This is a genomic window from Streptomyces sp. NPDC059564 (assembly GCF_042735575.1).
Classification (GTDB): Bacteria; Actinomycetota; Actinomycetes; order Streptomycetales; family Streptomycetaceae; genus Streptomyces.
The window spans coordinates 17958-41779 of record NZ_JBHWBP010000029.1; the positions used below are offsets into that span (position 1 = coordinate 17958).

General features: G+C 72.5%; 23 protein-coding genes. 9 read left to right on the forward strand and 14 right to left on the reverse strand.

All coding sequences use genetic code 11. The annotated features are described in order from the left end of the window. Positions 1 to 47: 47 nt before the first annotated feature. The 3 genes from ACFV0Q_RS08615 to ACFV0Q_RS08625 all read left to right on the forward strand — a co-directional run bounded on the left by ACFV0Q_RS08615 (position 48) and on the right by ACFV0Q_RS08625 (position 3714). Positions 48 to 371, forward strand: coding sequence for an STAS domain-containing protein (locus tag ACFV0Q_RS08615; protein ID WP_125603340.1), 324 nt, complete (start codon positions 48 to 50; stop codon positions 369 to 371). Between the two features lie 42 nt (positions 372 to 413). Beyond that, positions 414 to 1055, forward strand: a complete 642-nt coding sequence (locus tag ACFV0Q_RS08620; protein ID WP_385002499.1) for a LysE family translocator — start codon at positions 414 to 416, stop codon at positions 1053 to 1055. A 193-nt stretch (positions 1056 to 1248) separates the two neighbouring features. Continuing rightward, positions 1249 to 3714: an ATP-binding protein gene (locus ACFV0Q_RS08625; RefSeq protein ID WP_385002502.1), complete on the forward strand. Its 2466-nt coding sequence runs from the start codon at positions 1249 to 1251 to the stop codon at positions 3712 to 3714. 111 nt (positions 3715 to 3825) lie between these two features. On the opposite strand, the gene nucS is transcribed toward ACFV0Q_RS08625, so the two are convergent. After that, positions 3826 to 4497, reverse strand: a complete 672-nt coding sequence (gene nucS, locus ACFV0Q_RS08630) for an endonuclease NucS (RefSeq protein WP_385002505.1) — start codon at positions 4495 to 4497, stop codon at positions 3826 to 3828. Positions 4498 to 4716: 219 nt separating this feature from the next. Between nucS and ACFV0Q_RS08635 the strand changes: the two genes are divergently transcribed. Beyond that, the gene (locus ACFV0Q_RS08635; RefSeq protein WP_385002508.1) at positions 4717 to 5109 is read left to right on the forward strand and encodes an SCO5389 family protein; all 393 of its coding nucleotides are present in this window, start codon (positions 4717 to 4719) and stop codon (positions 5107 to 5109) included. Positions 5110 to 5200: 91 nt separating this feature from the next. On the opposite strand, the gene ACFV0Q_RS08640 is transcribed toward ACFV0Q_RS08635, so the two are convergent. Beyond that, the gene (locus tag ACFV0Q_RS08640) at positions 5201 to 6232 is read right to left on the reverse strand and encodes an LLM class flavin-dependent oxidoreductase (protein WP_385002511.1); all 1032 of its coding nucleotides are present in this window, start codon (positions 6230 to 6232) and stop codon (positions 5201 to 5203) included. Between the two features lie 244 nt (positions 6233 to 6476). On the opposite strand from ACFV0Q_RS08640, the gene ACFV0Q_RS08645 reads away from it, so the two are divergent. Then, positions 6477 to 6803 (forward strand): ATP/GTP-binding protein, encoded by a 327-nt coding sequence (locus ACFV0Q_RS08645; RefSeq protein ID WP_266573911.1) that lies wholly within the window; start codon positions 6477 to 6479, stop codon positions 6801 to 6803. A gap of 39 nt (positions 6804 to 6842) precedes the next feature. Here ACFV0Q_RS08645 and ACFV0Q_RS08650 read toward each other — a convergent pair whose 3' ends face one another. The 7 genes from ACFV0Q_RS08650 to mce form a co-directional block, all read right to left on the reverse strand. Continuing rightward, positions 6843 to 7712, reverse strand: coding sequence for an ABC transporter permease (locus tag ACFV0Q_RS08650; protein ID WP_385002514.1), 870 nt, complete (start codon positions 7710 to 7712; stop codon positions 6843 to 6845). Further along, positions 7709 to 8833: an ABC transporter ATP-binding protein gene (locus ACFV0Q_RS08655; RefSeq protein WP_385002517.1), complete on the reverse strand. Its 1125-nt coding sequence runs from the start codon at positions 8831 to 8833 to the stop codon at positions 7709 to 7711. Before ACFV0Q_RS08655 ends, ACFV0Q_RS08650 begins: the two co-directional genes overlap by 4 nt. 179 nt (positions 8834 to 9012) lie before the next feature. Beyond that, a complete protein-coding gene (locus ACFV0Q_RS08660) occupies positions 9013 to 9792 on the reverse strand; it encodes an ABC transporter permease subunit (RefSeq protein ID WP_385002519.1) in 780 nt (259 codons plus the stop codon). A gap of 2 nt (positions 9793 to 9794) precedes the next feature. Continuing rightward, entirely contained in the window at positions 9795 to 10799 is a 1005-nt protein-coding gene (locus ACFV0Q_RS08665) for an ABC transporter ATP-binding protein (RefSeq protein WP_385002522.1), read from the reverse strand. A 77-nt stretch (positions 10800 to 10876) separates the two neighbouring features. Further along, positions 10877 to 11815: a cellulose-binding protein gene (locus ACFV0Q_RS08670; RefSeq protein ID WP_385002525.1), complete on the reverse strand. Its 939-nt coding sequence runs from the start codon at positions 11813 to 11815 to the stop codon at positions 10877 to 10879. A gap of 195 nt (positions 11816 to 12010) precedes the next feature. Next, positions 12011 to 16666 (reverse strand): polarized growth protein Scy, encoded by a 4656-nt coding sequence (scy, locus tag ACFV0Q_RS08675; RefSeq protein WP_385002528.1) that lies wholly within the window; start codon positions 16664 to 16666, stop codon positions 12011 to 12013. Positions 16667 to 16846: 180 nt separating this feature from the next. Continuing rightward, on the reverse strand, positions 16847 to 17275 hold the full coding sequence (gene mce, locus ACFV0Q_RS08680; protein WP_385002531.1) for a methylmalonyl-CoA epimerase: 429 nt from the start codon (positions 17273 to 17275) through the stop codon (positions 16847 to 16849). Between the two features lie 135 nt (positions 17276 to 17410). Between mce and ACFV0Q_RS08685 the strand changes: the two genes are divergently transcribed. Together ACFV0Q_RS08685 and meaB are read left to right on the forward strand one after the other, a co-directional pair. Then, positions 17411 to 18613 (forward strand): acetyl-CoA C-acetyltransferase, encoded by a 1203-nt coding sequence (locus ACFV0Q_RS08685; protein ID WP_385002534.1) that lies wholly within the window; start codon positions 17411 to 17413, stop codon positions 18611 to 18613. An 8-nt stretch (positions 18614 to 18621) separates the two neighbouring features. Next, positions 18622 to 19584: a methylmalonyl Co-A mutase-associated GTPase MeaB gene (meaB, locus tag ACFV0Q_RS08690; protein WP_385002537.1), complete on the forward strand. Its 963-nt coding sequence runs from the start codon at positions 18622 to 18624 to the stop codon at positions 19582 to 19584. A 52-nt stretch (positions 19585 to 19636) separates the two neighbouring features. Here meaB and ACFV0Q_RS08695 read toward each other — a convergent pair whose 3' ends face one another. The 5 genes from ACFV0Q_RS08695 to ACFV0Q_RS08715 form a co-directional block, all read right to left on the reverse strand. Beyond that, positions 19637 to 20227, reverse strand: coding sequence for a PepSY domain-containing protein (locus ACFV0Q_RS08695; protein WP_385002540.1), 591 nt, complete (start codon positions 20225 to 20227; stop codon positions 19637 to 19639). A gap of 94 nt (positions 20228 to 20321) precedes the next feature. Beyond that, on the reverse strand, positions 20322 to 20798 hold the full coding sequence (locus ACFV0Q_RS08700; protein WP_385002562.1) for a MarR family winged helix-turn-helix transcriptional regulator: 477 nt from the start codon (positions 20796 to 20798) through the stop codon (positions 20322 to 20324). Between the two features lie 67 nt (positions 20799 to 20865). Beyond that, on the reverse strand, positions 20866 to 21702 hold the full coding sequence (locus ACFV0Q_RS08705) for an AIM24 family protein (RefSeq protein WP_385002543.1): 837 nt from the start codon (positions 21700 to 21702) through the stop codon (positions 20866 to 20868). Continuing rightward, entirely contained in the window at positions 21699 to 22349 is a 651-nt protein-coding gene (locus ACFV0Q_RS08710) for an AIM24 family protein (RefSeq protein ID WP_385002546.1), read from the reverse strand. The genes ACFV0Q_RS08705 and ACFV0Q_RS08710 overlap by 4 nt, the downstream gene beginning before the upstream one ends. Beyond that, on the reverse strand, positions 22349 to 22987 hold the full coding sequence (locus tag ACFV0Q_RS08715; protein WP_385002549.1) for an AIM24 family protein: 639 nt from the start codon (positions 22985 to 22987) through the stop codon (positions 22349 to 22351). Before ACFV0Q_RS08715 ends, ACFV0Q_RS08710 begins: the two co-directional genes overlap by 1 nt. A gap of 152 nt (positions 22988 to 23139) precedes the next feature. Here ACFV0Q_RS08715 and ACFV0Q_RS08720 point away from each other — a divergent pair, with 152 nt between their 5' ends. Both ACFV0Q_RS08720 and ACFV0Q_RS08725 read left to right on the forward strand, forming a co-directional pair. After that, positions 23140 to 23484, forward strand: coding sequence for a DUF3817 domain-containing protein (locus tag ACFV0Q_RS08720; protein WP_385002552.1), 345 nt, complete (start codon positions 23140 to 23142; stop codon positions 23482 to 23484). After that, the gene (locus ACFV0Q_RS08725) at positions 23481 to 23777 is read left to right on the forward strand and encodes an MTH1187 family thiamine-binding protein (RefSeq protein WP_385002555.1); all 297 of its coding nucleotides are present in this window, start codon (positions 23481 to 23483) and stop codon (positions 23775 to 23777) included. Before ACFV0Q_RS08720 ends, ACFV0Q_RS08725 begins: the two co-directional genes overlap by 4 nt. The last annotated feature ends 45 nt before the right edge of the window (positions 23778 to 23822 follow it).

Sequence of the window (23822 nt, forward strand, 5' to 3'; positions counted from 1 at the left end):
AGTCGGACCACACGCAAGCAGTACAGCCGGACAGCCGGGGAGCACACATGCACATCAGGGGCGACCACGCCGAACTCGCGGTCGGGGGTCGCCTCGACGTGCGCAGCGCGGCGGACGCCCGTACGGTCCTGCACACCGCCCTCGACGACGGCCACGGTGACCTCGTGCTCGACCTGACCGGACTGGACTCCTGGGACGCGACCGGACTCGGCGTGATCATGGGAGCCCACCGGCGGGCCGGCCGCACCGGCCGGCGCCTCGTCCTGCGCGGGGTGCCCGACCGGATGCAGCGGCTCCTCGTGGCCACCCGGCTGCACCGGATCCTCGCGATCGAGGGCGGACTGGAAGCGGAGTCCCTGCCCCGGGTGTAAAAGCGGCTGCGGGCGGGGGACGGCGTCGGCTTTCATGGGCCCATGGTGTCCACCGACCGACTCCTGGCCTTCGCGGCCATGTCCGCCCTGCTGATCGTGATCCCCGGCCCCAGCGTGCTGTTCGTGATCGGCCGCGCCCTGGCGCAGGGCCGCCGCGCCGCGCTGACCACGGTCGCCGGGAACACGCTCGGGGCGTACGTGCTCGTCGTGGCCGTGGCGCTCGGCGTCGGAGCCGTCGTCGAGCGCTCGGTGCTCGTCTTCACCACGCTGAAGCTGATCGGCGCCGCGTACCTGGTGTACCTGGGCGTCAAGGCGTTCCGGCAGCGCGGATCCCCGCGGGAGGCCTTCGACGGGGACGCCCCGGTGGCGCACGGCAGCGTGCGGACCCTCGCCGAGGGCTTCGCGGTGGGCGTCGCCAACCCGAAGACCATCGTCTTCTTCGCGGCCGTGCTGCCCCAGTTCGTGGACCGCGTCGCCGGACACGTCACCCTCCAGATGCTGGAGCTCGGCCTCGTCTTCAACCTCATCGCGATCGTCTCCGACAGCGCCTGGGGACTGGTCGCGGCCACCACCCGCGGCTGGTTCGCCCGATCGCCGCGCAGGCTGTCCATGGTGGGCGGGACCGGCGGGCTCGCGATGATCGGCCTCGGCGTCACCGTGGCCGTCACAGGCCGCAAGGACTGAGTTCCGTACCGTCCCGGGCGTATCCGGAGGAAACGTAACGGTCCGGTGGTGAAGGCACCCCTGCGGTTCCCGCGCGACCGGCCACGGTCTAGGGTTCGGGCGGAAACCGGACCAGTAGCGACAGCGGCGTGAGCGAAGGCCGGGCGTAATGACGGCGGCGACGGCGCGCGCGACGCGATCGGGGGACTTGGTCATGGACGGTACGGACCGCACGCAGGGACAGCCCGGCCCGGGCGGGCAGCCGATGCCCCCGGGGGGAGGCGCCGGGCCCGGGCCCGCGCGGATCGTGACCCTGACCGCCGGGGACTTCAGCCTCACCGTCAACCCCGTCGACGGCAGCGAGATCGAGCCCCAGCGGCCCGCCGTCGCGGGCTCCGGCCGCCGCCCCGCCCGGCGCGACGCGGCCTCCCGCGCCGCCCGGGACGCCGCCGCACGACCTCCCGTACTCCCCGGACCGCCGCCGCCCGCCCGGCCGCTGCTGGAACGCGCCGAGGAGCGGGACCGGATCGTCCGGCTGCTGGGACGCGGCCGCTCCGTACGCCTCACCGGGCCCGCCGGATCCGGCCGTTCCGCCCTCCTCGACGTGGTCGCCAGGGCCTGCGCCGGACTCGCCCCCGACGGCGTCGTCCGGCTCAGCGGCTACGGAGTGCAGCAGCCGGCGGAACTCCTGCACTCCCTGTACGCCGCCGTGTACGACGCCCCCGACCTGCGCCCCGACCGTACGGAACTCCTCGCGCGGGCCGCCGGGATCGGTGCCATCGTCCTCCTCGACGACCTGGAGCTGGGCGGCCCCGCCCTCGACGAGCTGCTGCGCGCCACCCCCGAGTGCGCCTACCTGCTCGCCGCCACCCCCGAGGCCAAGGCCCCCTCCGACGACTCCCACCTGGAGGAGGTCTTCCTCGGCGGGCTCGGACGGGCCGACTGCGTGCTGCTGCTGGAGGCGGGCACCGGCAGGCCGCTGACCGAGGAGGAGACCGCCTGGGCGGGCGACCTGCGGTTCGCCTCGGAGGGGCTGCCGCTGCGCTTCGTACAGGCCGCCGCCCTGCTGCGGCAGCGCGACGAGCTCAACGGGATCGCCGCCGCCGACGAGGACGAGGAACCCGGCGTCTTCGACGAACGCCCCCGCGACCCCGCCCACGTGCCGCTGCCCAGCCTCGCCGAGGGCGCGGCGCCCGCCGAACTGCTGGCCTCCCGGGTCAGCGAGTCGGCCCGGGCCGCCCTGCGGATCGCCTGCGCCCTGGGCGGGGAACTCCCGCACCACGCGCACCTGCCCGCACTGGTGGGGGACACGCACGCCGACTCCGCCGTCGCGGAACTGCTGGGCTGCGGGCTGATCACCGCCGTCGGACCCCGGTACCGGCTCGCGGCGGGGGTCGCGCGGCAGCTGGAGGAGGCCGGCTACGGGGACACCGCCGCCGAGGAGGCCCGTACCGCCGCCCGGCACTACGCCTGGTGGACCGGGCACGCCTCGGTGACCCCGGAGCGGGTCGCGGCGGAGGCCGACGCGGTGCTGACCGCGCTGGCCGGGGCCGATGTGGTGGCCGCCGTACTCCTGGCCCGCACGGCTGCGCCGGCCTTCGCGGCCTCCCTGCACTGGGAGGCGTGGGAGCGGGTGCTGCGCGCGGGGGCGGAGGCCGCGCGGAAGGCGGGGGAGGTCGCGGAACAGGCCTACTTCCACCACGAGCTGGGCGTGCTCGCGCTGTGCGAGGGGCGGCTGGACCGGGCGCGGGCCGAGCTGGAGGCCTCCATAGGTCTGCGGGGCGCGCTCGCGGACAAGCGGGGGACGGTGGCGGGGCGGCGGGCCCTGGCACTGGTCACCGACCGGGAGGCGCTGGGCGTGGAGGTGTCGCCGCCACTGCGGCTGGCTCCGCCGCTCGCCGCGCCGGTCTCGCCGGTGGCCCTGCCGGCGGCTGCGCCGATCACTCCGCCGATCACTCCGCCGGTGCCTGCGCCGGTGCCTGCGCCGGTCTCGGTGGTGAAGCCGGGCGCCGCCGTGGCTCCCGCTCCGGCCGCGGAGGCCGTCACGCAGGTCACCCCGCTGATCGGGGCGACGGCGGCGCCGTCCATGACGCCGACGACCCTGTCCCAGGTGTTCGAGGACGCGTTCCCGCAGGAGCCGAAGCCCGCGCCCGCGCCGGTGCCCCGCCGCCCGGAGCCCGAGCAGGGCGGGCGGCGCAAGACGGTGCTGCTGGCCGCCGCCGGCGCGCTCACGGTGGTGGCGCTCGGTACGGTCGTCGGCCTGTCGCTGGCGTCGGGGGACACCGAGCAGCCGGCGGCCCCCGCCGTGTCCTCGACCCCGGACGCCCCGGCGGTGGTTCCGCCGCAGGTGCCCGGGAACAGCGGGAACGATCCCGCACCGGAGCCCGCCGCGCCGTCGGCCGCGTCGCCGTCGGACCCCGCCGCCCCCGCGCCGCGTCCGGGGGAGACCGGGCAGCCGACCCCGCCGGCCCGTACGACGGGTCCGCAGCGGCCGCCGACGACCCCGCCCGTGACGAAGCCGACCACGCGGCAGCCGACCCCGCCGGTCTCCCCGGACCCGCCGACCTCGCCGCCCCCGTCCCCGACCCAGCCCCCGCCGACGACCCCGGCACCCCCGACCACCTCCACGTCGGCCGCCCAGTCCCCGACGGCGGCCGAGTCCCCGACGGCAACGGCCTGACCCCCTGCGGGCCAGGACGGCGACGGCCCCCCGAGCCGGAGCTCAGGGGGCCGGAAAGCCGATGGGTGCGGGGGCGCCGGGCCGCGCGAGCGGCGCGTCGAAAGGATCGGATCAGAACAGGCGGAGCTTGTCGTCCTCGATGCCGCGCATGGCGTTGTAGTCGAGGACCACGCAGTCCATGCCCCGGTCATTGGCCAGTACCCGTGCCTGCGGCTTGATTTCCTGGGCCGCGAAGACGCCCCGGACCGGAGCCAGGTGCGGGTCGCGGTTGAGGAGTTCCAGGTACCGGGTGAGCTGCTCGACGCCGTCGATCTCGCCGCGCCGCTTGATCTCCACCGCCACCGTCGCACCCGCCGCGTCCCGGCACAGGATGTCCACGGGCCCGATCGCCGTCATGTACTCGCGCCGGATCAGGGTGTAGCCCTCGCCGAGCGTGTCGATGCGGTCGGCCAGCAGCTCCTGGAGGTGCGCCTCGACGCCGTCCTTGATGAGCCCGGGGTCGGTGCCCAGCTCGTGGGAGGAGTCGTGGAGGACTTCCTCCATGGTGATGATGAGCTTCTCGCCCGCCTTGTTGACGACGGTCCAGACGCCCGCGTCGTCCCCGCTCCCCTCCTTGAGGGTGCACGGAGGCGACATCCAGTTGAGCGGTTTGTACGCTCGGTCGTCCGCGTGGATCGAGACACTGCCGTCGGCCTTCACGAGGATCAGACGGGGTGCCGAGGGCAGATGGGCGGTGAGCCGGCCCGCGTAGTCGACGGAGCAGCGGGCAATGACGAGACGCATGGTCGGCAACGCTACTCGACGAGAAGGCCTCCACGCGATTCGCCCCTGAAAGCCCCGTTCGCTGATGGCGCGTTGTATGCGCATTCTCCTGGTGCGGTACCCGGTGGGCGCCTACCGTGGTGAGCGGGAGGTTGTCGAGCGTGCACGCTGCGTCGCGACCTCCTTCCCTGCCCGTAAGACTCCGGCAACCCAAACGCCGGGGTCACGAGAGGAGAACCCATGTCGCTCGACGTCTCACCGGCCCTACTCGAACAGGCCGAGCGAGGCGAGGTCGACGAAGCCGCCTTCGTCGACTGCGTCCGGACCTCCCTGCCCTACGCATGGGAGATGATCAGCTCGTTGGTGGCCCAGCTGGAGGTTGAGGGCGGACAGTTCGCCGACAACCAGACGCCTCCGCCGCACGAGCAGGCCCGTGGGCAGCTGCTGCGCGCGCTCGCGAGTGACGCGATACGCGGTGCGCTGCAGCGGCACTTCGGGGTGCGCCTGGCATTCCAGAACTGTCACCGGGTAGCGGTGTTCCCACTGGATTCCTCGGTGGACGACCGGCTGGCCAAGTTCACCTCGATCCGGGGCCAGCTGCTCAACCAGTCGCCGGAGCTCCGCGACTGCTAGCAGGACCCGTACTTCGCTGCCGCTCCGTGTCGCGGGAGGTGCGACTGACACCGGAGCGGCAGCCCTGGTCCGGTGCCGGCCGCACCCCGCCTCACCCCAGCAGCGGCATGACCTCCGCGCCCAGGCGGCGGACGTTCTCCTCGGTCGCGGCGAGGTCCCCGGACCCCTCCGTCAGCAGGGCGAACCGCGTGATGCCGGTGCGCTCCGAGGTCGCCGCGAGGCGGTCCGCCGCCAGTGTGGGGCTCCCGACCGGATGCAGGTCGCACAGCAGCTCCGTGTACGCGACGGGGTCGCGCATCGCGCGCTGCCGGCCGTCCACCGTGACATGGGCGTCCAGGCCCTGCCGGAACCAGCCCGGCATCGCCTTCAGCAGGGCCTCGCGGGCGTCCACGGTACGGTCGGCCAGCTGGCAGACCCCGGCCGAGACGTGTCCGGCAGCCCGTACGGCCTCGGGGGAGTGGCCCGCCTCCAGCGCGGTCCGCCGCCACAGCGCGACCATCTCCGCCTTCTCCTCGTCCCCGCAGTGCATGCCCAGCAGCATCGGCAGCGCCCGCTCGGCGGCGAGCCGCACCGACGCCGGGGAGGTGCACGCGACGATCACTTCCGGCCCCGTCCCGTCCCCGTCCAGCGCCTGGGCCGGACACGGTACGACGGCCACCTCGCGGAAGGCGTACCGCTCGCCGGCGGCGCCCACCCGGGGCTCGGCCAGCCAGCGGCGCAGCAGGTCCAGGTCCTCCGGGAAGCCCGCCTCGTACGCCTCCAGGCCGCCCCCGAACACCTCCAGGTCCACCCACGGCCCGCCCCGCCCCACCCCGAGGGTGAACCGCCCGCCCGAGGTGACGTGCAGCAGGGCAGCCTGCTCCCCGAGGGCCACCGGGTGGGTGTTCGGCAGCACGCTCACCGCCGTGCCCACCCGCAGCCGCCGGGTCCGCCCCAGCAGCAGGGCCGCCAGGGTCACCGCCGACGGGCAGACCCCGTACGGCACGAAATGGTGCTCGGCGAGCCAGACCGAGTCCAGCCCGGCCTCCTCGGCCACCTCGGCGGTCCGCACCGCCCGGTGCAGTGCCTCGCCCTGACCCTGGCCCGGGAACTGGGCCGCCAGTACAAACGCTCCAACGCGCATCGCCCTTAGCCTCCTCGCGGCTGACGCGGCCTCCCCCAGGTGGACCGACTCGTTGATGGGATCAACGTCTGATGGCAACAACGTCTGACACGTGCCAAAGGCACGGCCTGTCAGGAAAGTTATTGAGATTGTCGGGCCAGTTCTCGTATGACCGCAGCCTTCATCCGCAACCCTGCGGGTACCCCGGCTCGCTGCGCGTAGTCTGGGAGAAAGTCACTGCCGGCCGCCCATTCGTGAGGTATACGTGTCACCGCGCCACAACCGCCCCAGGGGCGGCGAGACTCCGGACGAACGACCCAGCACCGGCCTCGACCGGTACGGGCTGGAGCGGACCGAGGAGTACCAGGGCGAGGAGTGGAAGGTCCGCCACGTGGCGGGCGCCAGCGCGGCCGGGAAGCGCTACCGCTGCCCCGGCTGCGACCAGGAGATCCCCTCCGGCACCCCGCACCTGGTGGCCTGGCCCGAGTACGGGGGCGTGGACGACCGGCGGCACTGGCACAAGGCCTGCTGGAACGCGAAGGACCGCCGCACCACGAAGGTGCAGCGGTCCCGCAACGCGCCGAAGTACTGACCCCGGCCGGCGTTCCGAACGTATTCAGACGTCGCAGCCTCAGACGTCGCGGCGGCCCACCACCCCGTACGAGGCCGCGACGGCCGCCGCCGTCACCAGGACCAGCAGTCCCAGCTGGGCCAGGTCGTTCGGGGTCGGGCTGCCGTCCATGCCGCTGTTCGGCAGTCCGAAGAGCTGGATCAGCCCCATCGGGGCGTTGTAGCGGACCACGGCCAGGCCGAGGCCCTTGCTGACGGGCCACAGCGTCATGATCGCCCCGAACACCGGCGGCATGGTGACCACGCCGAGCATGACCGCGATCCCGCCCGCCGAGTGCCGTACGAGGGCCCCGACGGCGAGCGCCAGGACGCCCAGCAGGGTGACGTAGAAGCACCCGGCCAGCGCGCCCGCCCACTCGCTCCAGCCGTGGTACCCGGCCGCGGGGCCGTTGTGCAGGAGGGCGGCGGCGATGCCGACGAACGCCACCGACCCCAGGGTGACGCCGAACGCGACCGTCCCGAAGACCAGGTACTTCGCGGTGAGCACCCGCAGCCGCCCGGGGGAGGCCGTGAAGGTGGTCCGTATCAGGCCGGTGCCGTGCTCGGAGGAGACCGTCAGCACCCCGAGCACCATCACCGCGATCTGGCCGATCATCAGGCCGAACAGGGCGGGCGCGGGGAACGGGATCGATTCGTAGTCGCGGGAGGTGGTCTGGAGCACGGCGAGCATGCCGATGCCGACGACCAGGGCGACGAGGGAGCCGAGCGTCCACAGGGTGGAGCGCACGGAGGTCAGCTTGGTCCACTCCGAGGCCAGGGCGTGCCCCAGGTGGGGCCGCGGCGTGGGCAGCGGCGAGCTGTAGCCGCCGCCCGGCCGCCGCGCGCTCGCGGCGGGGGTCGCGGCCGGGGTCGCGCCGGGGGTGGTGGTCATCGGAGGTCCTCGGGACTGTTCTTGGCGGCGGAGGCGAGATCGGCGGCGCTGCCGGGCATCAGGAAGGGCCGCTCACCGGATCCGGGCGGCGGGGGAGCGAAGAAGCTCGCCGCGGTCTCCGCCGGGACGACGGGGGCCTGCGCCTCCTCCTCCCAGTCCGCGACGCTCGGCGGCTCGGGCTCCCACAGCTCCGCGCGGGGGTCGTCGGTGGAGGTGTACTCGACGGAGGACTGGGTCATCCGCATGTACGCCTCCTCCAGCGAGGCCCGGTGCGGGGAGAGCTCCCACAGCCGTACGCCGGTCTCGTGCGCGATGTCGCTGATGCGGGGCAGCTCCAGCCCGGTCACCCGCAGCGCCCCGTCGGGCTCCTGGAGGACCCGGCCGCCCGCCTTGGTCAGCGCGCCGCCCAGCGTGACCCGGCCGTCGGGGCCGTTGCCCGCCGCGCGGACCCGGGCGAATCCGGCCGAGTTGTGCGTGATGAAGTCCTGGGTGCTCATATCGGCCAGCAGCCGGCCCCGGCCGATCACGATCAGGTGGTCGGCGGTCAGCGCCATCTCGCTCATCAGGTGTGAGGAGACGAACACGGTGCGGCCCTCGGAGGCGAGCTGGCGCATCAGGTTGCGGACCCAGAGGATGCCCTCGGGGTCGAGGCCGTTGACCGGCTCGTCGAAGAGCAGCACCTGCGGGTCGCCGAGCAGGGCGGTGGCGATGCCGAGCCGCTGCCCCATGCCGAGCGAGAAGCCCTTCGTGCGCTGCCGGGCGGCGTCCTGGAGCCCGACCACGCCCAGCACCTCGTCGACCCGCTTCTCGGGGATCCCGGAGAGCTGGGCGATGGACAGCAGGTGCGTACGGGCCCGGCGGCCGCCGTGCACGGCCTTGGCGTCGAGCAGGGCCCCGACGTGCCGCTGGGCGTTGGGCAGCTCCCGGAAGGGGAGGCCGTTGATCGTGACCTGCCCGGACGTGGGCCGGTCCAGGCCGACGATCATGCGCATGGTGGTGGACTTGCCGGAGCCGTTGGGTCCCAGGAATCCGGTGACGTGACCCGGCTTGACCTGGAAGGACAACGCGTCGACGGCGGTCTTGGCGCCGAAGCGCTTGGTCAGGCCGACTGCCTCGATCATCGTGCTGCCCCTTGCCAGGCCCGGACGGCTCTCGTCCGCGTAAGCCTTAAGAGGATATCGAGTCCCCTGCGGTTCCCTCCCGGACCGGATCCCTGAGCTAGCCCTGAGATCCGACCCGGGGATCTCCCGTAGTACCCGCGGCGTCCGTCCTGAGGGGGACGCCGCGGGCCGTCAGTCCGTCACGCGTCCCGCTTCTTGAGCACCAGGTACCCGCCGAGTACGGCCGCCAGCACCCACAGGACCATGATCCCGAGACCGCCCCAGGGGCCGTAGGGCGTCTCGGGGCTGCCCATGGCCTCCGGCACGGTCTGCATGATCGTGGAACCCGCCTTGTCGGGCAGGTACTGGCCGTACTTACGGGTCGCCTCGAATCCGCTGAGGAGGTTCGAGACGATCAGGAAGAACGGGATCAGGATGCTGATCGAGGCGACCGAGCTGCGCAGCATGGCGGCCACGCCCATGGAGAACAGGGCGAGGAGCGCCATGTACACGCCGGCGCCGACCACCGCGCGCAGGACGTTGTCCTCGCCGATCCCGATGCTGTGGCCCCCCAGGATCGCCTGGCCGAGGAAGAACGACACGAAGCTGGTCAGCAGGCCGACCAGCAGGGCCAGGGCCGTGGCCACGGTGAGCTTGCCCAGCAGGAAGCCCGCGCGCCCGGGTACGGCGGCCAGCGAGGTGCGGATCATGCCCGTGCTGTACTCGGAGCTGACCACCATCACCCCGAAGACGATCATTGCCAGCTGTCCGAACTGCATCCCGCTGAAGCTCAGCAGGGTGGGGTCGAACGTGGCCCGCTCGACGTTGTTCATGCTGTCGAAGCTCGCGTTGACCAGGGCGCAGAAGGCGGCACTGAACCCGACGGTGGCGAGGAAGGCGACGGCGAGGGTCCAGCTCGTGGAGGCGACCGTGCGGATCTTGGTCCACTCGGAGTTGAGGACCGCGGGGAAAGAGGACACGGTCACTCGCCGCCCTTGCGCGTCGCGTCGAATCCGGCGCCCCAGGTGGGGGCGCCGCCCGGACCACCCGGTGCCGTACCGCCCGGCGCGGGCGTGCCCGGCGCGTGGGCGTGGTATTCGACGGAGTCCGCCGTCATGCGCATGAACGCTTCCTCCAGTGAAGCCCGTTGCGGGCTGAGTTCGTGCAGCACGATCTGGTGCTGGGCGGCCAGCTCGCCGAGCTGCTCGGACCCGACGCCGTCGATCTCCAGCACACCGGTGGCCGGGACGCTGATCGCGTTGATCCCGGCCTCGTGCAGGACGTCCTTGAGGCGCTCCTGCTGCGGCGAGCGCACGCGTACGTAACTGCGCGAGTTCTGCTGGATGAAATCAGACATCGACAGGTCGGCCAGCAGCTTTCCCTGTCCGATGACGATCAAATGGTCCGCCGTCAGGGCCATTTCGCTCATCAGATGGGAGGAGACGAAGATCGTCCTTCCCTCTGCGGCCAGCCCCTTCATAAGATTTCGGATCCAGAGAATTCCCTCCGGGTCCAGACCATTGACGGGTTCGTCGAACATCAGGATCTCCGGATCACCGAGCAGCGCAGAGGCGATTCCCAGCCTCTGGCCCATCCCGAGCGAAAATCCTTTCGACTTCTTCTTCGCCACGGCCGTCAGTCCGACCAGGTCCAGCACCTCGGCGACGCGCTGCTCCGGGATCCGGTTCGACTGGGCCAGGCAGAGAAGGTTGTTGTAGGCGCTGCGACCGCCGTGCATGGCTTTCGCGTCCAGCAGCGCCCCGATGTACTTCAGCGGCTCCGGCAGGTCCCGGTAGTGCTTGCCGTCGATCCGGACCGTACCGCTGGTCGGGTTGTCGAGGTCGAGCATCATGCGCATGGTCGTGGACTTCCCCGCCCCGTTGGGGCCGAGGAAGCCGGTGACCACCCCCGGTCTGACCTGGAAGCTGAGGTTGTCCACGGCGGTCTTGGCGCCGAATCGTTTGGTAAGGCCCTCAAGCTCGATCATGCGGCCACGCTAGAACGCCGAAGGGCCGTACGCCACCTCAAAAGGGTGACGTACGGCCCAACGTCGAACGGTCCGTACTAGCGGCTCTGCTGCGCCGGCACGCCGCGGGTCACCGGCTCGTCGTCGACGATCGGGTTGGCGGCCGCCACGGCCGCACCCGTCAGCGTCGCCAGCATCTCGCGGACGTTGGTCAGCTGCGCGTTGATCGAGTCGCGGCGGTTGGTGAGCGCCGCCAGCTCGCGCTCGGACTCGCTGCGGATCCGGTCGGCCTTGGCGTTGGCGTCGGCGACGATGTCCTCGGCCTGGCGCTGCGCGGTCTCCACCGTCTGGCGGGCCCGGCGCTCGGCGTCCGTACGGAGCTTCTCCGCCTCCAGGCGCAGCTGCTCGGCGCGGTGCTCGATCTCCGCGAGGCGCTTCTCGGCCTTCTGCTGACGCGAGGCCAGGTCGCGCTCGGACTGCTCGCGCCGCTTGGCCAGGTTGGTCTCGAAGTCCGCGGCGGCCTGGGCGGCCTTGGCGCGGGTCTCCTCGAACAGCGCGTCGGCCTCCTCGCGCTTGGAGGCCGCGTCCTTCTGGGCCTCGGCGCGCAGGGTGGAGGCGTCGCCCTTGGCCTTCTCGACGATGCGGACGCCCTCGTCCTCCGCCTTCGACTTGCGGTCCGACGCGAACGACTCGGCGTCGTTGCGCACCTGCTGGGCGGCCGACTCCGCCAGCTCCCGGTGCTGCTCGGCGGCGCGACGGGCCTCCTCGCGCAGGTCCTTCGCCTCCTCCTCGGCCAGCCGGAGGATCTTCTCGACCCGGGCACCGAGGCCGGCGTACGACGGCTCGGCGTCGCTCACCTGGGCCTGGGCGTTCTGCGTCTCGAGGTGCAGCTCCTCGATCCGCTTTTCCAGAGAGTTGATGCGTCCAAGTGCGCTGTCGCGGTCGGAGACCAGCTTGGTAATGCGGTCGTCCACCTGACCGCGGTCGTAACCACGCCGCACGAGCTCGAAGCCGAAGGGGGAGGAAGTGTCGCTCATGGGGTTCCTGTCGAATGAGACCGATGAGGTGCTACGTGAGGTGTTAAGGGGAATCCTAGGCGCCCGGGCGGCGTGTCATCGAGTCAATCCGGGTTTGCCCTGGACAATGACACCCCTTTTGAGTGGCAAGGCGGCAGAATGCTTGTCACTCGTCCGCCTGAACCTCCTTCAGAAGCACACATCCCAGCGTTCTGACTAGCCCTCCGACGTCTTACCACCCGAACGGGTGGAGCCCGCTGTCGCGCCGGCCTTCACGCCCCCCGCGCCCTGGCCGCCCACCGCGGGCTTCGCACCACCCGAAGGTGCCTCGAATGATTCCAACGCCTCAAGAACGTCCTGGACACGGGAGATCTCCGCCTGAATGTCCTCGCGCCTGCGCACCAGGACCCCCAGCTCACGACGGCCCTCGTCGACCAGCCGCTCCGCCTCCGCCTTCGCCTCGGAGAGCGCCTGCTCGGCCTGCCGCGACAGATCCGCCTTCTTCTGCTCGGCCTCCTTGAGCAGCGCCTCCGCCTTGCGCACCGCGGCGATGCGGACCTTGCTCGCCTCGCTGCTCGCGTCCGACACCAGCTCCTTGGCCTTCGCCTCGGCCTCGACGCTCTGCTCGGTCGCCGCGCGCACCAGCTTGTCCACGCGCTCGCCGGCCGACTTCATCTGCTCCGCCGACTCCCGGCGGGCCCGCTCGTGCAGCTCCTCGACCTCGGACTCGACCCGGGACCGCAGCTCCTCCGCCCGCTCCCTTATGGCGGCCGCGTCCGTGCGCGCCCCGACCAGCAGCTCGTCGGCGTCCGTACGGGCCTTCTCCACCGTGGAGTTGCCCTCGACGGTCGCCTCCGAGGTGATCCGCGCGGCCTCCTTGCGCGCCGCGTCGACCATCGCGTCGGCCTGCTCCTCGGCGGCGGTCGTCGCCGCGAGGGCCTGCCGGCCCGCGTCGGCGGTGAGCTTGTCGGCTTCCGCCGAGGCCTCCGTGATGAGCCGGTCGACCTGCTCCGCGGCCTCGCTGCGGCGCTTGTTGGCCGCCTCGCGGGCCTCGTCCAGCAGTCGCTCGGACTCCGTACGCGCCTCCGTGCGGGTGCGCTCCGCCTCGGTCGCCGCCTCCGACTTGACCCGCTCCGCCCCGGAACGGGTGCGCGTCGCGTGCTCCTGCGCCGAAGCCAGTGCCTGCGCCGCCTCGGCGCGCAGCTGTTCGGCCTCGTCGCGGGCCTCGCCGACCGTGCGCTCGCTGTCCTTGCGGGTCTGCTCGGTGAGCTTCTCCGCCTCGGACGTCGCTTCGGTGATGAGCCGGTCCGCCTGCTCGGCGGCCTCCGTACGGAGCCGGCCCGCCTCGGTACGGGCCTCGTCGAGCGTCTGCTCGGCGTCCCGCTCGGCGCCCGCCAGGGTCTCGTTCGCCGCGATGGTGACGCGCTCCGCCTCCGCGGTGGCCTCGCCGATGATCCGGCCGCCGTCCGCACGGGCCTCGTCCAGCGTCCGCGCGGCATCGGTGCGCAGCCGCTCCGCTTCCGCCGCGGCCTCGCCGACCGTGAGCTCGTTGGCCGCGCGGGTCTCCTCGACCAGCCGGTCGCCCTCGGCGCGCGAGTCGATCAGGATCCGCGTGGAGTCCCGCTCGGCCGCCGCCAGCGTCTCCGCCGCCTGGGCCGTGAGCTTCTCCGCCTCCGCCGAAGCCTCGATGATGAGCCGGTCCGCCTGCTCGGCGGCCTCGCCGCGCAGCCGGTTCGCCTCGGCGCGGGCCTCGTCGAGGGTCTGCGCCGCCTCGGTGCGCAGGGCTTCGGCCGCGGCCTCCGCCTCGCCGACCGTCGCCGCGTTCGCCGCGCGGGTCTCCTCCGTGAGCCGCTCCGCCTCGGCGGATGCCTCCGTGATGAGCCGGTCCGCCTGCTCGGCGGCCTCGCTGCGCAGCCGGTTGCCCTCCGCGCGGGCCTCGTCCAGGGTGGCCGCCGCCTCGGCGCGGGTGGCGTCCGCCGCCCCCACGGCCTCGGCGGTGAGCCGCTCGGCCTCCGCCCGGGCCTCGTCGACCGTGGCCGCGTTCGCGGTCAGGGTCTCCTCGGTGAGGCGCTCCGCCTCCGCGGTGGCCTCGGAAACGATCCGGCCGCCCTCGGCGCGCGAGGCCTCCAAGGACTCGGCCGCCTCGCCGCGGATCCGGTTCGCGTCGTCCCGGGCGTCCGCCCGGGTCCGCGCCGCGTCGCGCTCGGACGCCGCCAGGGCGTCCGTCGCCTCCGTACGCACCCGCTGCGCGTACTCCGCCGTGTCGGCCCGCAGCTGCTCGGCCTCGCCGATCGCGTCGCCGACCGTGCGCTCCGCCAGGGCCTTCGCCGCGTCCGTCTCGACGCGGGCCTCGCTGCGCACCCGGGCCGCGTCCTCGGCCGCCCGCTCCCGCTCCGCGTGGGCGTCGGCGCGGACCCGGTCCGCCTCCTCCACCGCCTCGGTGCGCGTGCGCTCCGCCGCGTGCTCGGCCGCGCTGCGCAGTCCGGCGACCTCCTCCTCGGCCTGCTCGTGCAGCCCGGCCACGGAGTCCCGTACCTGCTGGGCGGTGGTCTCGGCCGCCGCGACCAGCTCCGACGCGCGGCGCTCCGCCTCCTCGGTCAGCCAGACCGCCTCGGCCTGCGCCTCCTCCGAGCGCTTGCGGGCCTGCGCCAGCAGCTCCTCGCTCTGCTCGCGGGCCTGCGCCCGCTCGTTGCCCGCGTCCGTACGGGCCGCCGACAGGGTCTCCTCGGCCTCCCGGCGACGCCGCGCGGCCTCCTCCTGGGCGGCGGCCAGGGCCTCCGCGGCCTCCGCCGCGACCCGCTCGGCGGCGGCCTTGGCCTCCGCGCGCAGCCGGTCCGCGGTCTCCTGGGCCTCGGTGCGCAGCCGCTCCGACTCCGCCTCCGCCTCGGCGCGCAGCCGTACGGAAGCCTGCTCGGCCTCCGCGCGGACCCGGCCGGCGTCGTCCGCGGCCTCCGTGCGCAGCTGGTCGGCCTCCGACTCCGACTGGGCCTGGAGGGTACGGATCCGCTCCGCCGACTCGGCGCGCAGCCGGTCGTTCTCCTCGGAGGTCTCCTTGCGGATGGCCTCCGCCGCCGCGCGGGCGTCGCGCAGCGTCTGCTCGGCCGTCGTCAGCCGGCCCTCGGCGTCCGTGTGCAGGCGTACGAGTTCGTGCTCGGCCTCCGCCCGCTTCGCGGCCAGCGCCTGCTCGGTCTCCTCGCGCCGGGCCCGGGCCGCCGCGTCCGCCTCGGCGGCCATCGTCCCGGCCTGCTCCTCGGCCTCGGCGCGCAGCCGCTCGGCCTCCGCCCGGGTGCGCTCCAGGGTCTCCTCGGCCTGCCGGCGCAGGGTGGTCGCCCGCTCCACGGCCTCGGCGCGGACCCGCTCGCTCTCGGCGGTGGCGCCGCCGCGCAGCTCGTCCGCGTCCGACTTGGCCTTGCCGAGCAGCTCTTCGGCGGTACGGGCCGCCTCCTCGATCTGCTGGACCGCCTCGCGACGGGCCTCCCCGCGGATGCGCTCGCCCTCGGCGACGGCTTCCGCGCGCAGCTGCTCGGCCTCGCCGCGCAGCCGGCGGGCCTCCGACTGGAGCTCGACCGTACGGGCCCGGTACTCCTCGGTGTCGTCCTTCGCCGCGCCCTTGAGCTCGTCGGCGGTGGCCGCCGCCTGCGCGCGCAGCCGCTCCGATTCGGCCTCCGCCTCGCGGCGGATCCGCTCGGCCTCCTCGGACGCGGCGCGGGTGGTGGCCCGGGCGTCCTCCGAGGCCTTGTTCAGTACGTCCTCGGCGGTGCGGGCGGCCTTCGCCAGATGCGCCGCCGTGTCCTCGGCGGCGGCCGTACGGGCCTGCTCGCCGGCCTCCGTGCGCAGCCGCTCCGCCTCCCCGCGGGCATCGGCCAGCGCCTGCTCGGCCTCGGCCTTGAGGACCTCGGCCTCCTTGGTGGCCTCGCCGACCAGCCGGGCGACCTGCTCCTTCGCGGTGCGGGTGCGCTGCTCGTTGACGGACTCCGCCGACGCGAGCTGGCGGGCCGCGCTCTCCTTGGCGTCCGCGAGCAGGGTCTCGGCCTCGGCGCGGGCGGTACGCAGCGCCCCGTCGGCCTCCTGGACGCGGGCCTCGGCCACCCGGCCGAGGTCCATGGTCTGCTGCCGGGTCTGCTCGGCCTCGGCGGTGGTGCTGCTGCGCAGCCGTTCCGCGTGCTCGGTGGCCTCCTGGGCCTGCGCGGAGGCGGCGGACAGCAGCCGCTCGGCCTCCTTGCGGGCGCGCAGCAGCGTCGACTCGGCGTCGGCACGGGTGGCCTCCGCGTCGGCGGCGAGCCGTCGGCGGGCCTCCTCGACGGTCCGGGCGGCCTCGGCGCGGGCGGCGTTCAGCGCCTGCTCGGCCTCGGCGCGGGACTCGTCCATGAGACGGCGGGCCTGGGACTCGGTCCGGGCGCGCAGCTGTTCGGCCCAGGCGACGTTCTCGTTGACGTGCGCCTCGACCGTCTGGCGGCGCTCGTTGAGCTCCTGGTCCAGGCGCTGGCGCCGGTTGACGGCCTCGGAATGCAGCTCCGCCTGGAGGCGGGCCTGGTGTTCGGCGTGCTCCTGGAGGATGCGCTGGGTCTGTGCCCGGGCGTCGCGCAGCTCGCGCTCGGCGTCGGAGCGCATCTGGTCGGCCTGGATCTGGGCATTGCGAAGCAGCTGCTCCGCCTGGTACCCCATGTCCGCACCGTCGTAAGCGGGGCGGGACGCGAGATTGCGGCGCACCTCGTGGAGCTTGGCGCGCAGCACTTCGACCTGGTACCCCAGGTCCTCGGCGTGCTGGACGGCCTTCCCGCGCTCCTTCTTCAGCCGCTCCATCTCGGCTTCGAAGCGCGAGAGATGGTCGGCTTCAGCCTGATGGCTCTCCTGGCTTTCGTAGCCCCGCACAGCGCGGTCCCATCCGTCCCCTGGTCGCAAGCTCACTCCCAAATGAGCATCGCTCGCCCGCTGAACGACGCCCCCGGGGAATGGTGTCAGATACCGGGGCAGGGGTTCGGGCCCCGACCCCGTCTCCGCACCGAACCCCGGCCGAGCCAGTGCCACTCTACCGGCCGGGGAATGGGCACATCAGTGGTCAGGGTTGCTGGTGACCAGTTCGGTGAGGACTCCGTGGCAGTCCTTGGGGTGCAGGAAGGTGATCCGGGAGCCCATGGAGCCGGTCCGGGGCTCGTCGTAGAGGACCCGGACGCCCTTGCCGCGGATGGCCTCGGCGTCGCCGTCGACGTCCGCCGTGCCGAAGGCGATGTGGTGCACGCCCTCGCCGTTCTTGGCCAGCCACTTGCCCACCGCGGAGTCCTCGCGGGTGGGCTCCAGGAGCTGGAGGTACGAGGCTCCGCCGTCGGAGGTCTCGTTGATCTTGAGCATGGCCTCGCGGACGCCCTGCTCTTCGTTGATCTCGGTGTGGAACACCTCGAATCCGTACGTGGCACGGTAGAACTCGACGGTCTTGTCGAGGTCGAAGCAGGCGATCCCGATGTGGTCGATCCTTGTCAGCATGGGACCAGTGCACCGCTGTGGAGGGTGGTTACGCAACGTGCCAGCGATCACACCGACTGCCGGGTGACTGCGCGGGTACTGCTCAGTACATTCAGGTAAACCCTCGTTCACTCCTCATCCAAGGGGCTGTGCCTCATGTCCGGAACGAACAACACCACTTCAGTGATCGTCGCCGGGGCCCGCACGCCCATGGGGCGTCTGCTCGGCTCGCTGAAGTCCTTCTCGGGCGCCGACCTCGGCGGATTCGCCATCAAGTCCGCGCTGGAACGGGCCGGCATCTCCGGCGACCAGGTCCAGTACGTGATCATGGGCCAGGTGCTCCAGGCCGGCGCGGGCCAGATCCCCGCCCGCCAGGCCGCCGTCAAGGCCGGCATCCCCATGAACGTGCCCGCGCTCACCATCAACAAGGTGTGCCTCTCCGGGCTCGACGCCATCGCGCTCGCCGACCAGCTCATCCGCGCCGGTGAGTTCGACATCGTGGTCGCGGGCGGCCAGGAGTCGATGACCAACGCCCCGCACCTGCTGCCGAAGTCGCGCGAGGGCTTCAAGTACGGCGCCATCGAGATGCTCGACGCGATGGCCTACGACGGCCTCACCGACGCCTTCGAGAACATCGCGATGGGCGAGTCCACCGAGAAGCACAACACCCGCCTGGGCATCGAGCGCGCCCCGCAGGACGAGTTCGCGGCCGCCTCCCACCAGCGCGCCGCCGCCGCGCAGAAGAACGGCGTCTTCGAGGCCGAGATCACCCCGGTCGAGATCCCGCAGCGCAAGGGCGACCCGGTGCTGTTCTCCACCGACGAGGGCATCCGCCCGGAGACCACGACGGAGTCCCTCGGCAAGCTGCGCCCGGCCTTCGTCAAGGACGGCACCATCACCGCCGGCACCTCCTCGCAGATCTCCGACGGCGCCGCCGCCGTGGTCGTGATGAGCAAGGCCAAGGCCGAGGAGCTGGGCCTGGACTGGATCGCCGAGATCGGCGCCCACGGCAACGTGGCCGGCCCGGACAACTCCCTGCAGTCGCAGCCCTCGAACGCGATCCTGCACGCCCTGAAGAAGGACGGCCTGGAGGTCTCCGACCTGGACCTCATCGAGATCAACGAGGCCTTCGCGGCGGTCGCCGTGCAGTCAATGAAGGACCTCGGCGTGACCCCGGAAAAGGTGAACGTCAACGGTGGCGCCATTGCCCTGGGGCACCCGATCGGCATGTCCGGCGCCCGCGTCGTGCTGCACCTGGCGCTGGAGCTCAAGCGCCGGGGCGGCGGGGTCGGCGCGGCCGCGCTGTGCGGTGGCGGCGGCCAGGGCGACGCCCTCGTGATCCGCGTCCCGAAGGCGTAGGTGGCCGTATGACGACGGTGGACGTCCCCACGCTGGTGGCGCAGGCCCGCGAGGGCCGGCCGCGGGCCGTGGCCCGGCTGATCTCACTGGTCGAGGGGGCGTCCCCGCACCTGCGCGAGGTGATGGCCGCCCTGGCCCCGCTGACCGGCGGCGCGTACGTGGTCGGCCTCACCGGTTCCCCTGGAGTCGGCAAGTCGACCTCGACCTCGGCGCTCGTGACGGCGTACCGCAAGGCCGGCAAGCGGGTCGGGGTGCTGGCCGTGGACCCGTCCTCGCCCTTCTCGGGCGGGGCGCTGCTCGGCGACCGGGTCCGGATGTCGGACCACGCCTCCGACCCGGGGGTCTACATCCGCTCCATGGCCACCCGGGGCCACCTCGGCGGCCTGGCGTGGGCCGCCCCGCAGGCGATCCGGGTGCTGGACGCCGCCGGCTGCGACGTGATCCTGGTCGAGACGGTGGGCGTCGGGCAGTCCGAGGTGGAGATCGCCTCGCAGGCCGACACCTCGGTGGTGCTGCTGGCCCCCGGGATGGGCGACGGGATCCAGGCCGCCAAGGCCGGGATCCTGGAGATCGGCGACGTGTACGTGGTGAACAAGGCCGACCGGGACGGCGCGGACGCGACCGCCCGGGAGCTGAACCACATGCTGGGCCTCGGCGAATCCCGGGGCCCGGGTGACTGGCGCCCGCCGATCGTCAAGACGGTCGCGGCGCGCGGGCAGGGCATCGACGAGCTCCTCGAAGCGCTGGAGAAGCACCGGGCGTGGATGGAGGAGCACGGCGTGCTGGACGGGCGCCGTGCGGCGCGGGCCGCACGGGAGGTCGAGACCATCGCGATCACCACCCTGCGCGGGCGGCTGGCCGACCTGCACGGTGACGCGCGGCTCGACGCGCTGGCCGTACGGGTCGCCGCGGGCGAGCTGGACCCGTACGCGGCCGCGGACACCCTGCTGGACAGCCTCACGGAGGGCTGAGAGGGGCGGGGGCGGCGCCGTCGGCGCCGCCCCGGCCTCCGGGTCCGTACGGTCAGCCGTTGTCGCCGCCGTCGTCGTTGCCGTCGCTGTTGCCGTCGTTGTCGGAGTCCGCCGCGACCACCTTGCCGGTCTTGGCGTCGATGCCGACGTTCTGGGTGCCGCCGCTCGCGGACTTGACCTCGACCGACCAGTGGTCGGCGACGCCGTTGTCGTTGTCGTCGTCCCAGTCCAGCGACCAGACCTTGCCCGGGTGGGCGGCCAGGGCCGTCTTCATCGCCTTGGCGGCGCCGACCTTCGCGGCGATCAGGGACTTGTACTCGTTGCCGTCGTCATCGGAGTCCTGGTTGCGCCGGGTCGCGGCGCCGGAGGAGCTCACCTCGACCTCGGAGTGGCTCTTGCCGTTCTTGCCGATCACGTTGACGTGCCAGACGGTGCCGTCCTTGTCGAGGGACTCGACGTAGCCCGGGTACTTCTTCAGGGCCGCCGCGGCGGCCCCGGCGGCGTCGACGTCGGCCCGGGCGGCGGCCGCGTGCGCGGCGGATCCGGTCGCCCCGGCGGAAGCCGCCGAGGCGCCCCCCGCCGGGCACGTGAGCAGAAGGGCCGCGGCCGTGGCCGCCGGGAGGGCGTACAGGGTGCGCTTCATCGGACCTCCTCGGCCGGCCGGGCGGCCGGCAGTGAGCGGTACCCGCTCATTCTGCGGCCGACCGCCCTGCGCGGCGCGGCGGGGAGTCCGGCGCTCAGACCTTGCCGCGGTTGTCGCGCAGGTGCTCCGCGACGGGCCGCAGCGACGCCCGCAGGGCCGCCAGGGCCTCCGGGGGCAGCAGGTCGATGAAGTGCTCGCGCACCGATGCCACGTGGTGCGGGGCCACCTTGCGCATGATGTCCATGCCCTCGTCCGTGAGCACGGCGTACAGGCCGCGGCGGTCGGACTCGCAGTTCACCCGGCGCACCAGGCCCGCCGTCTCCATGCGGGTGATCTGGTGGGACAGCCGGCTCTTGGACTGCAGGGTGGCGGTCGCCAGATCGCTCATGCGCATCCGGTGCCCGTCCGATTCCGAGAGGTTCACGAGGATCTCGTAATCGTTGTTGGTGAGTCCGAAGGGCTGGAGATCCTTTTCCAGCTGGTGCATCAGCAGTCTGCTGACGTCCAGGTGGGTGCGCCAGGCGCACTGCTCGGCATCGGTCAGCCAGCGCGTGGCCGTCTCGGTCTCCATGGTCTCCATGAATGAACTCTACCTAAGAAGTTGAATTACGTACAAAAATAGGAACATCTGTGGAGGGTCACAGCCCGAGTCGCCGCTGGATGTCACCCAGCTGCCCCGGCATCCTCGGCACGCCCAGCTGCCCCAGCTGCCCCAGCGGGCCCTGGCCGGCCCCCGGAACGCCCTGGGTGTTCCCGGTGGCCGCTCCCGCGCCCACCGCGCCGACCGACTGCTCCGCCATCAGCATCTCCGACGACTGGAGCAGTACCGTCCCCGCCCCGACGAACTCGAACTGGTGCTCCTCGCCCGAGGTGCCGCCGAGGCCCGTGAGCGAGCGCAGCCCGCCCATCACGCCCGTCATGTAGCCGTGGTCGTAGTGGTGGCACGGCGAGGGGCAGTCCGCCCAGCCGACCAGCGCCTGCGGGTCCACGCGCATCGGCGGTTCCATGAACACCACCGGTCCGTTGGACGCCGCCACGAACTTCCCGGTTCCGATCAAGGTCAGGAAGCCCGGGACGATCGACTGCTTGAGGGCGAGCGTGGGCTGGTAGGCCAGCAGGTTCCCCGACCGGATGGTCAGGTTGCCCTTGTCCAGGTCGTACGAGTTCACGTCGAAGGCCCGGTCGGCGAGCAGCATCTTGCCCTGCCCCTCGGCCACCACCCAGTCGCTCGCGTGCAGCGGGGAGTGGAAGCTGGTGCGCAGCAGCCGGTCGAAGCGGCCGTTGCCGATGCCGTTGAAGTCGATGCGCCCGTAGTAGGCGATCATCTTGCCCTTCTGCAGGAACCACTGGCTCCCCTTGAGCTCGACGCAGAAGGTGTACGCGTTCACGTTGTCGTCGGAGGGCAGGCTGTGCGGGTCGAAGACCGTCGGACCGCCAGCGCCGCCGGGTCCGCCGGTCACGGGACCAAAGTTCACAGCTTCTCCTCCGAGGCCTGTACGAAGACGGCGCCCTGGCCGGACAGCTCCAGCTGGAACGCCTCGCCCGAACCGCGGCCGACCATGTCCCGCCAGCCCAGGGCGGCGGAGAGCTTGTTCCTGACGTCCCCGTGGTGGGCCACGTACGCCTGCGGGTCGACGTGGACCGGCCGGTTCGGGGTGATGGGGAGCTCGATGACTCCGCCGTGGGCCATCACGGCGACCGCGCCGTGGCCCTTGAGGGTGGTGGTGAACAGCCCCTGGCCGGTCACCTGGCCGCGCACCATGCCCATGACGCCGCCCTGCGAGCCCATGAACATCGTGCCCTGCTGGAGGGTGCCGTCGAAGGCCAGCAGCCGGTCGGCCTCCACGTAGAGCGTCTCGCCCGTCAGGTTGATCACCTGGATGTGGTGGCCGCCGTGGCCGAACATCACGGTGCCGCTGCCCTCGACGGTCATCAGCGGGGTCTGCTCGTTCGCCACCCGGCGCCCGATCATGCCCATCACCCCGCCCTGACCACCCGTCAGGCTCGGCGTGAAGGAGACGTCACCGCGGTAGGCGAGCATCGCACCGCGCTGGCTGTACATCTTCTGCCCGGGGACGACCTGGGCCTCGACCATCTTCGAGTTGATCTCGCGGAACGGCATCAGACGTCGCCCCCGATGGTGTTGCGCTCGCTGGGCTGCACGTAGACCAGGCCCTCGCCCTCGAAGCGGATCTGGAACGCCTCGCCTGAGCCCTCGCCGATCAGGGTGCGGAACGTCACACCGGACTGGAAGGACTGCTGGAGGTTCCCGGTGTGCGCGATGTACGCGCCCGGGTCGACGGAGAGCGGGTACTGGGCGCTGACGCGCAGCACCACCGCGGGGCCGTCGGACATGATCGCCGCCTGGCCGGAGCCCTCGACGGTCGTCGTGAAGAGCCCGTTGCCGGTGCTCGCGCCGCGCAGGCCCGTGAAGGTCGTGCCGGTGCGCAGTCCGGCGTCGGTGCACAGCAGGTTGCTGGACTCGACGTAGAGCTTCTCGCCGCGCAGATTGACCAGATTGATCTCACTCGCGCGGTCTGCGAAGTAACAGGTGCCGTGTCCCTGTACTTCCATCACCGTCATCTGTTCACCGGTCAGCCGGCGCGTCACCATCCCGCGGAGGCCTTCGCCGCCGCCTGTCATCTTCTTGAAGGCCATCTGGCCGTCGTACGCGACCATGGCGCCGTTCTTCGCTTTCACGGCGTCACCGGTCAGGTCGACGGCGAGCACCTTGCTGCCTTGGAGTCGGAACTGAGCCACGGGGAAGACGGTATCGGCAGCGGGCGGGCCCGAACAGAGTCCCGTGGCCGATATGCGCCACACTCCCCGGGGTCCGGGTACCCGGGGCAAGATCGGCGGGAGCGGCTGAGACACTGGGGAGGACCCCCGGCCGCCACTCCCGAAGGTTCCACGTGGACATCAAGACCGCTTCCGCCCTGCACCGGCTGCGCCTCATCTCCGTTCCGGAGGCGCTGTCGTTCCCGGCCCTGCTGATCTTCGGCTCGCTGCTCAGCCGGGTGTCGGACATCGACTACCTGATGATGCCTCTGGGGATCCTGCACGGGATCCTGTTCGTGATCTACGCGATCTTCCTGCTGGACGTGTGGAACAAGGCGAAGTGGCCGGTCAAGAAGGTGGCCCTGTTCTTCCTGCTCGCGCTGCTGCCGTTCGGCGGGCTGTACGGGGACAAGCTGCTCAAGCGCGACGAGGCCGACAGCGTCATCGCGGCCCGTGCGCGGCAGGCGGCCGACGCATGATCGTCGCGTTCTCGGTGACCCCGCTGGGGGTCGGTGAAGAGGTCGGGGAGTACGTCGCCGACGCGGTGCGCGTGGTGCGGGAGTCGGGGCTGCCGAACCGCACCGACGCGATGTTCACCACGGTGGAGGGCGAGTGGGCCGAGGTGATGGACGTGGTCCGGCGCGCGGTGGCCGCGGTGGAGGCGCGTGCGCCCCGGGTGTCCTTCATCCTCAAGGCCGACATCCGGCCGGGCGTCTCGGACGGGATGACCTCGAAGATCGAAACGGTGGAGCGCCACCTCGCGGAGGGCTGACGGCCGCCCCCCCCCGAGATCCGCGCTCCGAAAGCGCCCCCGGCC